A 14,252-nucleotide genomic window follows, 5' to 3' on the forward strand; every position below is an offset into this window, starting at 1 on the left:
TGCACCAAGCGGCGGAGACCCGCGACAGGTGCCGGTAGAGACTTGTAGCACCGTCGCTATCAGCCCTGCCTTAAGCTAGGTGCGGGTAGCAGGAGCACGCGAGTAACCCGGTACCGATCACCGCGCCAGCCAATCGTGTTGTAGGGATCGGGAAGCCACCGTTGCTTGGCACCGAAGGTAGTTTCCTTCGTGAAGGACGCCTACACCCGCCTATGTTGCTGATCGAAGAGGATTGTCACTGCTAGATGGAGAGCTGAGTCCCCGGAAAAATCTGCTTAGATTCTACTGCAGAGTGTCGAGAACACCTCAATTTGTGCACCTTTGGATAGTCGAGGTCCAGTCTTGGCCGGAAGCGGACACTGCGCCAGTGGTCGATTTCCTGCCACCAGAAAGATGACGTTGCGGATGAACTCTCACGGGTCTAGATCCGCATATTTAGTCCCATCGGATACAACGTGGAAGTCTTGATCAGTTGCCTTTCGATCATTTTGGCTGAGGCCTCAGGGATCCCATAAGCCGAGATGTCGTGCACACAGATCACGTTCTGGCCCTGCATCCCCCGCATAGCCTCGTGAAAGCGGCGGTTCGAGTTCTTTTCCAGCGCTTCTTCAACGTGCTCCATGTATCTTTGCTGCCACGAGCGCCGAGATCGGCCGACATAGCTCATGCCTTTGATCGTCTCGTAGCCGATACGGCTTTTGGTGAAAACAAACGCCTTAACTTGCTCTTCTGCGGTTCCACTCCTTTTAATTCTCTCAAGCTCTTCTTGAGTGAACAGTGGCCGTTTGTAGGTATGCCGATAGACGATGTGATCACCGGTAGGTGTGTACTCCGTCGAGCAGTAAAGCAGGGGCACGCACACCAGTGTGCTGCCTCCGAACAAGCGATGTTTGCTTTCAGCGAAAAAACTTACCCCGCTCATATGACCGGGCTCCAGCATCAAAGTAAAAATCGAAGACCCGGTGTCCACGTCGTGATGGCCGACAAGCCGGATACCCGTGTGCGGGACACCTGTGGTCGCTGAATCACGAAGTTCGCCTTTGAGGACATTCACGCCTTGGTACCGCATGACCGCGTCCATGGCGACATCCACGTCGAAATGGGGGGCGAAGAAGAGCCGCAGAGCGTCAGGGTTGAGAAAGCTCGACATGTGCGAGTGAGAAGGTTACTGAGGTGAATCAAGTATGCCTGTTGCCAAATAGTATCTGTAGTATGCCTTGTCGAAAATACGTGCCTCCGAACCGAGACACTCTGAAGTGCTCAATTAACGTCCAATCATGTGACGTCACATGAATCGGAATGCGTACGAAGCGGATCCCGCCTCAGCGAACCATGGAAGCAAGGTTCTATTCGGAGTGCGGCGGATGACTCCTTGTCGTATGCACGCCAGAAGCCTTTTGTGTCGATTCCGCAACTTCCGGTAGCGCGGGCAACCAGTCTCTGTACTGATCGAACGCTTCCTTGAAATTTGCCCTGTTCTCTTCTGCCTCGATTCCGTAGATGCTGAAGAGTGCAATGGTTCCTACTGGAACACCCTTGGGAGCTCGGCCGGCTTTACGCATGTTCTCTTCGTGGAGCACGGCACGCAGCGACTCTTTGTGATCAGTCCGCAGGTAGTTCGCCAAGTTCGAGATCTCTTGGTAGACCTTGCCTGCGTAATCGAATGCTTCGCCTGTCGTTGGAATCTCGCCTTTGTGGAGCGCCGCGTACCGGGCAGTAGCCAGTTTCTTGTCGAACTCGTAGGGCTTTCCGGTCGCAGCAAGATAGAGAAACAAGAAAGCACCGAACTGCCGCTCAGACTGCGAGGCCGCCTCCTTCCACGAAGCCTCGAAGTTGCCCGGATCAACACCGCTGGACCGGGCGAAGACACGGATCGCAAGCTCGAAAAGTCGCTCGCGCGACGCAGCCAGGCATGCGACAGCTTGAAGCGTCTGATCATGGATCAATGCGTCTGCGGCAGCGGTCAGCAGCGTTTCGAACTTTGGGTTCTGGACGATGGAGAATGCTGCGTGGCCGAGCGGACATGTGGCCTCGACCGTGTGTCCATCGTAGTAGTCGCCTACAAACAGGTACGGTTGGACGCTGCCCGACTTGGTGCACTCAACGCACTGCAACAACGATTTCATCCAGGAATCTACCTCGTAGCAGAACTGATCGACACTAATTTGGGTGATCGAATCGCGTGAGCGTGCTTAGTCCAGTACACCGGCCCGGCCGATCTCGATCAGCTCGTCCGCGTCCGCTCAGTCGGCATGATGATGCCATACGATTGCTTGGAGTTCCCCCTAGAGTCTGCTTCTGGCGGAAAGCGGACATGGGCCCAGACCGACCGTAAGGGAAGGTGGCAATGTCCGCTACCGACCCAAAGCGGACGATGTGTCGTGCGCCTCTGCAATTCTGTCGAGCCGCCCATCGAAGGGGTGGTTTTATTTGCACTGGCCCCTGTTTTCGAGCCAGCAGCCATTGAAACCGCCCGAAGGCGGTTTCGGCTGTCTACGCCTGCCGAGTCGCCTAGCCGGGCAGCTTTGCCGCAAGCACCTCTACCTTCTCGATGGTCGGCGGCTCGGAGAATAATTCCCCGGCCTTTGCCATCAAGGCCGCCGCAACCTTGCCGGAGAGATGGGCTTTGCCAAACGTCTTCCCGACATCATGTTGGATGTGCGCTTGTCTGATCGCATCAGCAATGCGGTCGACGACAAGATCGATGTCGGGGTCAGGGTCGGGTTCATGCGCGACAGTCGTTTCGTCGCGCGCAAGGCTGCCGATATGCGCCTTACAATCGTTGCAGCTCCGCGTCTGACCAAGAAGGTGGGAACACCGGATGGAGTCGATGAACTGGCCGGTTCTCCGGTGACAGCGGCCATCGACATCAATACCGGGCGACCGTGGTCCTGGCACTTCAGTGCAGGACGCCAGTGGACGCCTGTGTCGCCAGCCTTCATCGCGGACAACGCCGACATGGAAATGGGCGCCGCATTGGCCGGAATTGCGTTTGCTCAATTGGCGGACTACATGGCGGCCCCCTATATCGCCAGTGGAAAACTGGTGCGGGTTCTGCAGAAGGAAGAGCCCCCGGCTTGGGGCTTGTATGTCTATCGGCCTCAGCGCGCCCCTGTGCCAGCGAGAGTCCGGGTCGTGTTCGATGAATTGCAGACAGCTATTGGGTCGTTGCCGGCTTTGCCTTAGGGAAGGTCTGAACAAGTCACTCGTTTGACTGTATGAATCGCCCCGGCTTCCCCGGAGGCTCCATCACTTGAGAGGATGGAGCCATGAGAAAGTCGAAGTTTCCCCCGAGGTACAGGAGCGGGCCGTCCGGATGGTGCTGGAGCACCAGAAGGACCACGACTCGCAGTGGGCCGCGATCGGTTCGATCAGCGGCAAGATCGGCTGCACGGCCGAGACCCTTCGTCGTTGGGTTCGGCAGGCCGAGCGTGACCAAGGCATGCGTGCCGGGCCGACGACGTCGGATCTGGAGCGATTGAAGCAGCTCGAACGCGAGAACCGCGAACTGCGCCAGGCGAACGAGATCCTGCGCAAGGCGTCGGCGTATTTTGCCCAGGCGGAGCTCGACCGCCGCACCAAGTGATGCGCTCGTTCGTCGACGAGCACCGCGACGTCTACGGAGTCGAGCCGATCTGCCGCGTTCTGCAGATCGCTCCGTCGTCGTACCGGGAGCATGCTGCGCGGCGCCGGGACACGCTCCGGGCGTCGCCGCGCGTCCGGCGTGACCTTGCGCTCATGCCGGAGATTCAGCGTGTCTGGACGAAGAACCACGAGGTCTACGGGGCCGACAAGGCGTGGCGCCAGATGAACCGCGAGGCGATTGAGGTGGCGCGATGCACGGTCGAACGCTTGATGCGAAAACTCGGGATTGCCGGGGTTGTGCGCGGAAAGTCGGTTCGGACGACGCATCCGGATCCGGCCCGACCCTGTCCGCTGGACCTGGTGCATCGCACGTTCAAAGCGGACCGTCCGGACCAACTGTGGGTCAGCGACTACACCTTTGTTTCGACTTGGCAGGGATTCGCCTACGTCGCCTTCATCATCGACGTCTACGCACGGCGAATCGTCGGCTGGAAGCTGTCGTCGAGCCAACAGACCCAATTCGTGCTCGATGCGCTCGAACAGGCGCTTCACGCGCGGCGTCCGGGCGACGCGCTGGTGCATCACAGCGACCGCGGATCGCAATATGTGTCGATTCGCTACACCGAGCGCCTGGCCGAAGCCGGCATCGAGCCGTCTGTCGGAAGCGTCGGAGACAGCTACGACAACGCGCTGGCCGAAACGATCAATGGGTTGTAAAAGGCCGAGGTCGTGCATCGTCGTTCCTGGCGCAGTCGCGAAGAGCTGGAACTGGCCACGCTGCGCTGGGTGGATTGGTACAACCACCGGCGACTACTCGGATCGATCGGCTACATCCTACCCGCCGAAGCCGAAGCGAACTACTATCAACAGCGACAGCACGTCACGGAGACGTGACTCACGCCAACGAGCCTCCGGGAATCCCGGGGCGATTCAGGCTTACGCTACACCGGGTCCAAGGAACTGCGGTCAAGACAGGAGGGCCTCCGCGCTGGGAAGAACTCCCAGGCGTATCGTGCGCACAGCTACCATACGAAAGTCCCACCCGAGGCTATTGAGAAACTCATTCGTCATCACACGAGTGAGGGGTCGCACGTAGGGCTGTGTGACCCCCATCCTGCAGCGTGAGCTGATTGGGTCAAGGCCGAGTTGTCATGCAGGCAGTTTGGCTGCAAGCAGTTCGACCTTCTCGATATTGGGCGGAGAACTGAGCAAGGTCACGGCGTTGGCCATCAAGGCCGCGGCGATCTGGCCGTTCAGATGCGCCTGGCGACCTGCCTCATCGGCAAAGGCATCGAACACACCAAACGTCGAAGGGCCAAACTTCAATGCGAACCAGGCCGTGGTGCCGGACTCGGCGTTGGCGAGCGGCAGTGCGCTGGCCAGGAAGTCGGCAAGCGCAGCCTCCTGGCCGGGTTTGGCTTCGAGGCGAACAAACAGAGCGAGCTTGGTCATGATGTATTCCTTTGGGTAAATGGGTTAGGTGAATGGATCAACGAGCCTGCAATCTAAATCCTCATAACAACCATCTCTATAGGCAATAATGACAACTTTGATATCATTGTTGCCATGAAACTCCACATCCTTGTTTGTGATGGCGTGTTTGATCTGGGGCTTGCGGCGCTCACTGACACAGTGGGCTTGGCCAATGCGATGGCGGGCTCGCTGCCACAGGCTCCCGCGCACATAGAGCTCACGCTGGTGGGCGTGCGGCGTCGCATCCGAACTGCGCAAGGCTTGACGGTCCCCGTGGTCACTGCGCGTGGTATGCCGGAACCAGACGTCGTGCTTGTGCCCGCGTTTGGTGACAAGATGCCTGACACGCTCTCGGCTCGGCTCACACGCCCCGACGTGCCCGACGCGGTCGCGGCGCTACAGCAGTGGTCCACCGCTGGCGCGCACCTAGGTGCCGCTTGCTCCGGTAGTTTCTTGCTTGCAGAGAGTGGCCTGCTTGATGGGCATCGTGCGACGACGTCATGGTGGCTGGGGCCGATGTTTCGGCAGCGCTATCCGAACGTCACGCTGGACGAGTCACGCATGATCGTGAACTCGACACGCTTCACCACCGCGGGTGCCGCTTTGGCCCACGTCGACCTGGCCTTGCGCATCATCCGGGAGCGCAGTCCGGCGCTGGCGGCCCTGGTGGCACGCTATCTGCTGGTCGAGACACGCAGTTCGCAAGCCGAGTTCGTGATACCCGACCACCTTGCGCATGCCGACCCGATGGTGGAGCGCTTCGAGTGCTGGGCCAGACGTCGGCTCGCGAAGGGGTTCTCGCTCGCCGAGGCGGCCAGCGCCGCGGGCACAAGCGAGCGTACCTTGGCGCGGCGGCTGCAAAGCGTTTTGGGCAAGACACCGCTGTCGTATTTCCAGGACCTGCGCGTGGAACATGCCGTGCATCTCCTGCGCACCGGAAACGCGAGCGTCGACCAGGTCGCCGCACAGGTCGGGTACTCGGATGGGGTGACCCTGCGGGCCCTGTTGCGCCGTAAGCTGGGCCGGGGTGTCAGGGAGTTGCGACGCGGTGGATGACCAGAGGCGTTTGGTGTATGTACGGCTGGAGACCGCCGGGAAACTGTCCGAAGCAAAGGCCTACCCACTTGCGTCTACTACATCGTGCGTTGGGTGCGAAAGCACCAGCCGTGCCAAAATAGTTTTCAGTGACCTTTCAAAGGTCAGAGTATTGGGAATACTGTTAGCTTTACCACTGTTTTCTGTTCACTAATCTGGGTTTTCATCCACATGCTATTCAATCCACTTCAAGTAGGTTCTCTCAACCTGCCCAACCGCATCCTTCTGGCACCACTGACACGCGCCCGTGCCGACGCTGGCCACATGCCCAACGCGCTGATGGCCGAGTACTACAGCCAGCGAGCCACCGGCGGCCTGCTGATTTCCGAATGCACCATGGTGGCGCCCGGTACATCGGCCTTCGTCAATGAGCCTGGCATCTACAACGACGCGCAGATTGCAGCCTGGAGGCAGGTGACCGACGCGGTGCACGCCAAGGGCGGACGCATCTTCATGCAGATCTGGCACGCTGGCCGCGCAGCCTACCCTGGCGCTGCCGATGGCGCCCCCATTGTCTCCAGCAGCGCCACCGCTATTGAGGGTGAGATCCACACGCCCCAAGGCAAGGTGCCGCACGCGGTGCCCCGCCCCCTGGCCGTCGAAGAGATTCCCGGCATCGTGGCTGCGTTTGCTCAAGGCGCACGCAACGCCATTTCCGCCGGCTTTGATGGTGTGGAAGTACACGGCGCCAACGGCTACCTGATTGACCAGTTTCTGCGCGACACGCCCAACCAGCGCACCGATGCTTACGGCGGATCGCCGGAAAACCGTGCACGTTTGCTGTTCGAGGTACTCACTGCCGTGACCCAGGCGATCGGTTCCGAACGTGTGGGTCTGCGCCTGTCGCCCCTCAACAGCTTCAACAGCATGAAAGACAGCGACCCGCTGGCCTTCATCGGCTTCGTGGCCGATAGGCTCAATGCCTTCAAGCTAGCCTACCTGCACGTGATGCGCGCCGATTTCTTCGGCGTGCAGAAGGCCGATGTCATGCCCGTAGCGCGTGAAAAGTACAAGGGTGTGTTGGTGGGCAATATGGGTTACAGCGCTGATGAGGCAGAGGCAGCTATTGCCGAAGGTAAGCTTGACGCTGTGGCCTTTGGCACCGCCTTCCTGGCTAACCCGGACCTGCCCGCACGCATCAGGGCCAAGGCACCGCTGAACGCGCCTGACTCCAACACGTTCTACGCAGGTGGCGCCAAGGGCTATACAGACTATCCGACACTGCAGGTCGCGTAAGTCACCGCCCCAGAAGACCGAAGAAACGAGCCACTTTATACCCAAGGCTCTGCCCTTCGATCTTGCGAAGCTGTGAATCGATGGCGTCTACCGAGTGTTGTGCGCCATCACGATCTTTAATTGATAAGTTGCCTCGGTTTGCTTCGCCGCCCGCCGAACTCGTACATCGTCTCCGGCTCAGGTAGTGCCGAGGCCGATTTGGGAGGGCGACAGCACCACCATCGTTTCACCGCCCGCAGCCCAGCCCGTGCCCGACGTCATGGAGGATTTGCTCGCGATGGTGGGCTTGGGTGATTCGGCCGGCGTTGGCCAGGATGCCGAGGAGTTCCTCCACACCCCCGCGCCAGCAACAGCCGCGACGTCCATTCCATCGCCTGCACCCGCGCCTACGCCTGGGCCATCGGCAACGAAGCCATCCGGGGAACAGTTCATGGTTTGGCTGAAGCAGGGAATCGCCTCACGACGGTTCATCATCAACGACGCGAAGGTACTCGTGCATACGGTGAATGACACGGCCTGCCTGGTCAGCCCGGGTGTGTTCCACACGCTATGCGCAGGAGCATCCCGAAGTGGCCGCACTCGCCAAGCAGGAGAATCAACAGGATTGGCAGTGGGTGCAGAAGAGCTTCGAGAAGCTGCAGCTACATCGAAAGCAGCCCAGGACTGAACACTTGGACCTGTGAAGTCACGGGCCCGAGGAAGTCCCGCCGACTGCATGGCTACCTCCTCGAAGATGGGTCCTTGGCACTCGCCGAAATACCGCCCAACAACCCCCATCTTGCTCTGACTCAGGAAGGATGACGCGATTCGGGCATTGATCGCCACCGTCGTGTGGCGACGATCAAGTCCCCGCGAAAATTGGCAACATTTGGCGAACTGAGCTACTCGGCCCGCGCCAACTCCTGTGCAAGGAACGGAGCGGTTCTGCTGCCAGACGTTCGGGCCACCTGCTGAAGGGAGCCCGCCACCACGATGCTGCCGCCGGCAGCGCCTGCACCAGGCCCCACGTCGATCACCCAATCGGCCTGGGCCACCGCGCGCATATCGTGTTCGATCATCACTACGGTATTGCCGGCATCGACCAGGCGCTGCAACTGTACCAGCAGCCGGTCGGCGTCCGACGCATGCAGCCCGGTAGTCGGCTCGTCGAGCACGTACAGGCTTCGGCCGCGCTGGCTGCGCTGAAGCTCGGTCGCCAGCTTGATACGCTGCGCCTCGCCACCGGAAAGCTCGGTGGCCGGTTGCCCCAGGCGCAGGTAGCCCAGTCCGATATCGCGCAGCAGTTGCAGTGGCCTTGCCACAGCGTCTTCACCCGCGAAGAATTCGCTGGCTTCGTCCACGGTCATCTGCAGCACCTCGGCGATGTTGCGCCCGTTCCATTGCACCTTCAGCGTGGCCTCGTTGTAGCGTGCGCCATGGCACGTCGGGCACGGCGCGTACACGCTGGGCATGAACAGCAGTTCCACGCTGACGAAGCCCTCGCCCTCGCAGGTCTCGCAGCGCCCCTTGGCGACGTTGAACGAGAAGCGCCCGGCGTCATAGCGGCGGCGTCGCGCATCGGGCGTGGCAGCGAACAGCTTGCGCACATGGTCGAACAGGCCGGTGTAGGTGGCCAGGTTCGACCGCGGCGTGCGCCCGATCGGTTTCTGGTCCACCTGCACCATTCGCTGTATGGCGTCCACGTCGCCTGCCAGACGACCGCCAGTCGCTTCGATCACTGTCGGCCCTTCGCTGGTGGCGGTTTCGGCCGCATCGTCTTCCGGCTCGTGGCCCAGGTGCAGCAGCACCAGCTCCGGCAGGGCCTGCGCGACGAGGCTGGACTTGCCCGAGCCGGAGATGCCGGTGACGGCCGTCAGCACGCCCAGCGGAATGCGCGCATTCACGCCATGCAGGTTGTGGCGGTGAATGTCCTGCAGCTCCAGCCAGCCGGTCGCTTCGCGTGCCCGGCTTCCCGGCGCGGGGATCTCATCGAACAGGTAGCGTGCAGTACGCGATTCGGCAATCTTGCGCAGGCCATCCGGCTCGCCGCTGTAGAGCACGCGGCCGCCACGCTCGCCGGCATCCGGCCCGACATCCACGAGCCATTGTGCACGGCGCATCAGGTCCAAGTCGTGCTCCACCACGAACACCGAGTTGCCGGCCTCGCGCAGACGGTCGAGCGCGTCGTACAGGGCTTGGCTGTCGGAGGGGTGCAGGCCCGCCGAGGGTTCGTCGAGTACGTACACGACACCGAACAGCATGGAACTCAATTGCGTCGCCAGCCGCAGGCGCTGCAACTCGCCGGCTGAAAGCGTCGGCGTGGCTCGGTCCAGCGTCAGGTAACCCAAACCCAGCCCACGCAGTTGACGCAGGCGCGCCATCACGCCACCGGCCAGGCGCTGCGCGGCGAGGCGCTTTTCTTCCGATAGCGCCGAGGTGCGGCGCACGTCGGGCGATACCGCATGGACGGCGCGGCCGGAGGCCGCGCGTTCGGCACGGTCGCGTCGGGTCGCTTCCTTGTCCGTAGCCGCCCCCGCTGCATGGGCGCGGAAATCGCCCTGGGCGATGGGTTCGAGCAAGGCCGCCAACTGGTCCAGCGGCACCTGCATGAACTCGCCGATGTCCACGCCGGCGAACGTGACCGACAGCGCCTCGGGCTTGAGCCGCTTGCCGTGGCAGGTGGGGCACGGTTTGCCCTCCATGAACCGGGACACGCGCTTTCTCATCAGCGCGCTCTGGGTGTTGGCAAAGGTCTGCAGCACATACCGTCGGGCGCCGGTGAAGGTGCCCATGTAGCTCGGCTCCATCTTGCGCTTGAGCGCGGCGCGGGTCTCGGCCGGCGTGAGGCCGGCGTACACCGGCACCGTCGGTGTTTCCTCGGTGAACAGAATCCAGTCGCGATCCTTCTTCGGCAGGTCCTTCCACGGTCGGTCAACGTCGTAGCCCATGCTGACCAGGATGTCGCGCAGGTTCTGGCCTTGCCAGGCGGGGGGCCAGGAGGCGATCGCCCGCTCGCGGATGCTCAGGGAGGGGTCGGGCACCATGTTCGCCTCGGTCACCTCGTACACATGGCCCAGGCCGTGGCAGGTCGGGCACGCTCCCTGCGGCGTGTTGGGCGAAAAATCCTCGGCGTACAGCATCGGCTGGTTGGCCGGATAGGCGCCGGCACGCGAATACATCATCCGCACCAGGCTGGACAGGGTGGTGACACTGCCCACGGAGGAACGCGCGTTGCTGGAGCCTCGCTGCTGCTGCAGCGCCACCGCCGGCGGCAGGCCGTCGATCGCATCGACGTCCGGCACGCCGGCCTGGTCGATCAGTCGCCGCGCATAGGGAGCCACCGACTCGAAGTAGCGCCGCTGGGCCTCGGCATAGATGGTGCCAAAGGCCAGCGAGGACTTGCCGGAGCCGGAGACACCCGAGAACACCACCAGCGCGTTACGCGGGATGGAGACGTCCACCTCCTTGAGGTTGTTCTCGCGCGCGCCACGCACCTGCACGAGGCCGCTGGCCGCAGCGGCACAAGAGGATTCACCGAAAGAATTGTTTGGCATGTTCTTGACTTGTAGTTCGTCCCGCTCAGGACGGGACTTCCTGAGTTCGGGTGCCGCGGCGGCTGGCTTCCAGTGCTGCGGTGACAGAGCGGGCGTCGTAGCTGCCGCGCAGGCGGCGACCCTCGACGAAGAACGTCGGCGTGGCGTGCGCACCGCTGGCGACCGCACTGGCGAGGTCGCGCTCGACACGCTCGATCACCGCAGGGCTGTCGAGATCGGCGATGAACCGATCGACGTCGAGCCCAAGCTCTGCGGCGTAGCCGATCAGATCCTCGCGCTCCAGCGCGTGCTGACGGGTGAACACGAAGTCCAGCCACGGCCAGAACATCCCCTGGTTCGCCGCTGCCTCGGACGCACGCGCGGCAATCGGCCCGTGCGGGTGGTGCGGAAGATGGCGCACCACATACCGCAGGTCGTCACCGAAGTGGGCGCGAAGATCGTCCCACGAACCGGTGGCGTGCGCACAGTACTCGCACTCGAAGTCCACGTACTCGACGAGTGTGAGCTGCGCGTCCTCCGGCCCGCGGATGTGATCGATCTCCGGATCGACCGGCGGCTCAAGCACCATCGGCAGGTCCGCGGTCTTCTCACCCCACCGCTGGGCGGCGACCTTGAAGATGAGCCACCCGAGCAACGTGGCGAACACCATCGACACGAGCACGCCGACCGTCGCCTGGCGGCCCAGGTCCGAGGTCGTGCCGAACGCGAGCCCGATGATCAGCAGCGACACGGTAAAGCCGATCCCGGACAGCGCCGCCCCACCGAACACGCTCCCCACCCCGACGCCCTCGGGCAGCCGGCCCAGGCCGAGACGGATGGCGACGAGCGTGGTGAGCCCGATGCCCAGGAGCTTGCCGAGCACGAGCCCTGCGATGATGCCCCACGTGACTGGCGAGCCAAAGGCCTCGGCGAGCAGCCCGCCACGCAGGTCCACCCCGGCGTTCGCCAAGGCGAACACCGGCACGATCAGCAGCGCCGTCGGCAGCCGCAGGAACTCGTGCAGCCGCTCGTTCACCGAGATACCCCGGGACAGCCCGTAGTCCACCGCGCGGGCCGATGCGGCACTCGGAGACTGCCAGAAGTCACGGAACAACTGTCTTGCCGCAACGACCCCGTGACGTTGCGTCGCATAGGCGGGGATCAGCAGCCCCGCGGCCATCCCGGCGAGGGAGGCATGGATGCCGGAATACACGGTTGCGAGCCACAGCACGATCACGATCAGCACATACGGCATTGCCCGCCACTGGCGGGTGCGCCCCAGCAACCACAACCCGACGAGACTGGCAAGGGCGATCAACAACGGGACGACGCGGATCTCCTCGCTATAGACGATGCCGATGATGGACACGGCGAGGAAGTCATCGACCACGGTCAGGGTGAGCAGGAACACACGCAATTGACCAGACAGCCGCGGACCGACGATCGCCAGGGTGCCCAGCATGAACGCCGTATCGGTGCCGACCACCGCCCCCCACCCGTGCAGGCCCTGACCTCCGGCCAGCCCCACGAGCAGGACGTACACCAGCGCGGGAAGCACAACACCCGCGACCCCCGCGATCAGGGCGAGACGGGCACGGCTGGGGTCCCTGAGCGACCCGTGGGCGAATTCCTGACGCACCTCCAGGCCGATCAGGAAGAAGAAGATGACCATCAGGCCATCGTTGACCCAGTGATGCAGGTCCATGTGCAGGCCCAGCGGCCCAAAGTTGAACCCGACGTCCAGGTGCCACAACCCGAAATAGGCATCGGATAGCGGCGAGTTCGCCCACGCCAGCGCCACAACCGTGACGATCACCAGCAGCACCGCCGCCCCAGACTCCGTGCGTAGATAGCGGGCAACTCGACTCCGTCTGATATTCGCAGAGGATTCACCGAGAGAAGCGTCTGGCATATTCTTATCCTGTAGTTCGTGAGGTAGCAATGGGCCGATTTCGGGGGGATGTCGGTCAAGCGTCCGGGCTTGGCGGCGTCGCGTCATCGAGCGAGCGCAGCCAAGCAAGCCTTTCTCCCAGCCTTCGCTCGACGCCCTGTCCGTTGGCTGGTACCAGCCCGGCCGCGCCACGCCCTCGGGAAAATAGGTTTGCCCAGCGGCATAGCCGTTGGGCTCATCATGCGCGTAGCGGTAGCCTTCGCGATAGCCCATCTGCTTCATCAGCTTCGTCGGCGCATTGCGAAGATGGAGTGGCACTGGCTGGGAACCGCTGCGCTTGACGAATGCCTTGGCCTGATCCCAGGCCGCATAGGCGGCATTCGACTTGGGGGTCAGTGCGAGGTAAGTCACCGCCTGGGCCAGCGGTATCTCACCTTCGGGTGAGCCCAGCCTGTCGTAGGCCAGCGCGGCATTGAGTGCCAGTTGCAGCGCCTGCGGGTCGGCATTGCCGATGTCTTCGCTGGCCATCACCACCATGCGGCGGGTCACCTGGCTTACGTCGCCGCTGCCGTCGAGGATGCGGGCCAGCCAATACAGGGCCGCATCGGGGTCGGAGCCCCGTAGCGACTTGTGGAAGGCTGAGAGCTGCCAGTAGAACTCGTCACCGCCCTTGTCGAACCTGCGCAGCGATGGACTGGTGGACAGCCTGGCAAACTCGCCATCGACCACGGTCTTGCCAGCGCCCGACGCCGCATTCGTCACCTGCTCAAGCAGATTGAGGAAGCGCCTGCCATCGCCATCGGCAAAGCCCTTGAGCAGGTCAAGCGCGTCCGCGTCCAGCGTGACGCCCTAGAGATGCGGCAGTGCGCGTTCGTAGAGCTGGTTCAGTTCGTCGCTGGACAGCGGTTCGAGGGTATAGACCTGTGCGCGCGAGAGCAGTGCGGAATTGACCGCCAACCCCGGATGCTCGGTCGTCCCCCCCACCAGGGTCAGGAGACCGGACTCGACATGGGGCAGCAGGGCATCCTGCTGCGCCTTGTTGAAGCGATGGATCTCATCGACGAAAAGCACCGTCGATCGACCATGGTTGTCCAGTTCAGCCTGGGCCTCGTCGATGGCTTGCCGGATGTCCTTCACCCCGGCCAGCACGGCCGAGATGGCGATGAATCGGCTGTTGGTCGCACTGGCGGCCAGGCGCCCCAGGGTGGTCTTGCCCACGCCTGGCGGCCCCCAGAGGATGAACGAGTGCAACTTGCCCGCCTCGAACGCGAGACGCAGCGGCTTGCCGGGGCCGAGCAAGTGCCGTTGCCCAACGAATTCATCCAGCGCCTTGGGCCGCAGGAGTTCGGCCAAGGGAGGCTTGGGCTTTGTCGTGAATAGATCGGCCAAGTTCCTCACCCTGGCATTTGTGATAGTTGACGTTCCGATAACGTTGGCACCTCAATCCAGGGAGCCGGATT

Annotated in this window: 8 protein-coding genes, 4 pseudogenes and 1 other annotated feature; of the genes and pseudogenes, 5 read left to right on the forward strand and 7 right to left on the reverse strand. The window is 62.6% G+C overall.

Features of this window, described 5'->3' with window-relative positions:
• Window positions 1-421 precede the first annotated feature (421 nt).
• The 3 genes and pseudogenes from N5C18_RS06995 to N5C18_RS07005 all read right to left on the reverse strand — a co-directional run.
• Window positions 422-1,150 (reverse strand): hypothetical protein, encoded by a 729-nt coding sequence (locus N5C18_RS06995; RefSeq protein WP_279944145.1) that lies wholly within the window; start codon window positions 1,148-1,150, stop codon window positions 422-424.
• Window positions 1,151-1,346: 196 nt separating this feature from the next.
• Complete coding sequence (locus N5C18_RS07000) at window positions 1,347-2,126, reverse strand: hypothetical protein (RefSeq protein WP_257471807.1); 780 nt, start codon at window positions 2,124-2,126, stop codon at window positions 1,347-1,349.
• Window positions 2,127-2,511: 385 nt separating this feature from the next.
• Window positions 2,512-2,628 (reverse strand): annotated as a pseudogene (locus N5C18_RS07005) (antibiotic biosynthesis monooxygenase); the annotation flags it as partial.
• Window positions 2,629-2,649: 21 nt separating this feature from the next.
• Between N5C18_RS07005 and N5C18_RS07010 the strand changes: the two are divergent.
• Together N5C18_RS07010 and N5C18_RS07015 are read left to right on the forward strand one after the other, a co-directional pair.
• On the forward strand, window positions 2,650-3,186 hold the full coding sequence (locus N5C18_RS07010; RefSeq protein WP_231910988.1) for a substrate binding domain-containing protein: 537 nt from the start codon (window positions 2,650-2,652) through the stop codon (window positions 3,184-3,186).
• Between the two features lie 130 nt (window positions 3,187-3,316).
• Window positions 3,317-4,479, forward strand: a pseudogene (locus tag N5C18_RS07015) (IS3 family transposase).
• Window positions 3,544-3,660 (forward strand) — a sequence feature (AL1L pseudoknot). Its footprint overlaps the pseudogene before it by 117 nt.
• Window positions 4,480-4,734: 255 nt before the next feature.
• Here the strand turns inward: N5C18_RS07015 and N5C18_RS07020 are convergent.
• Window positions 4,735-5,037 (reverse strand): antibiotic biosynthesis monooxygenase, encoded by a 303-nt coding sequence (locus tag N5C18_RS07020; protein WP_024957965.1) that lies wholly within the window; start codon window positions 5,035-5,037, stop codon window positions 4,735-4,737.
• A 114-nt stretch (window positions 5,038-5,151) separates the two neighbouring features.
• On the opposite strand from N5C18_RS07020, the gene N5C18_RS07025 reads away from it, so the two are divergent.
• The 3 genes and pseudogenes from N5C18_RS07025 to N5C18_RS07035 form a co-directional block, all read left to right on the forward strand.
• Window positions 5,152-6,114 carry a helix-turn-helix domain-containing protein gene (locus N5C18_RS07025; RefSeq protein ID WP_049460453.1) on the forward strand — a complete coding sequence of 321 codons (963 nt, stop codon included), beginning with the start codon at window positions 5,152-5,154 and terminating at the stop codon, window positions 6,112-6,114.
• A gap of 210 nt (window positions 6,115-6,324) precedes the next feature.
• Complete coding sequence (locus N5C18_RS07030; RefSeq protein ID WP_024957963.1) at window positions 6,325-7,389, forward strand: alkene reductase; 1,065 nt, start codon at window positions 6,325-6,327, stop codon at window positions 7,387-7,389.
• Between the two features lie 199 nt (window positions 7,390-7,588).
• Window positions 7,589-8,190, forward strand: a pseudogene (locus N5C18_RS07035) (DNA-binding domain-containing protein); the annotation flags it as partial.
• 80 nt (window positions 8,191-8,270) lie between these two features.
• Here N5C18_RS07035 and N5C18_RS07040 read toward each other — a convergent pair.
• The 3 genes and pseudogenes from N5C18_RS07040 to N5C18_RS22780 form a co-directional block, all read right to left on the reverse strand.
• A complete protein-coding gene (locus N5C18_RS07040; RefSeq protein WP_024957962.1) occupies window positions 8,271-10,922 on the reverse strand; it encodes an excinuclease ABC subunit UvrA in 2,652 nt (883 codons plus the stop codon).
• A 25-nt stretch (window positions 10,923-10,947) separates the two neighbouring features.
• Window positions 10,948-12,900, reverse strand: a complete 1,953-nt coding sequence (gene nhaA / locus N5C18_RS07045) for a Na+/H+ antiporter NhaA (RefSeq protein WP_321187947.1) — start codon at window positions 12,898-12,900, stop codon at window positions 10,948-10,950.
• Window positions 12,869-14,181, reverse strand: a pseudogene (locus N5C18_RS22780) (replication-associated recombination protein A). Before N5C18_RS22780 ends, nhaA begins: the two are co-directional and overlap by 32 nt.
• Window positions 14,182-14,252 lie beyond the last annotated feature (71 nt).

The organism is Stenotrophomonas sp. GD03930, from assembly GCF_029839665.1.
Lineage (GTDB): Bacteria > Pseudomonadota > Gammaproteobacteria > Xanthomonadales > Xanthomonadaceae > Stenotrophomonas > Stenotrophomonas forensis.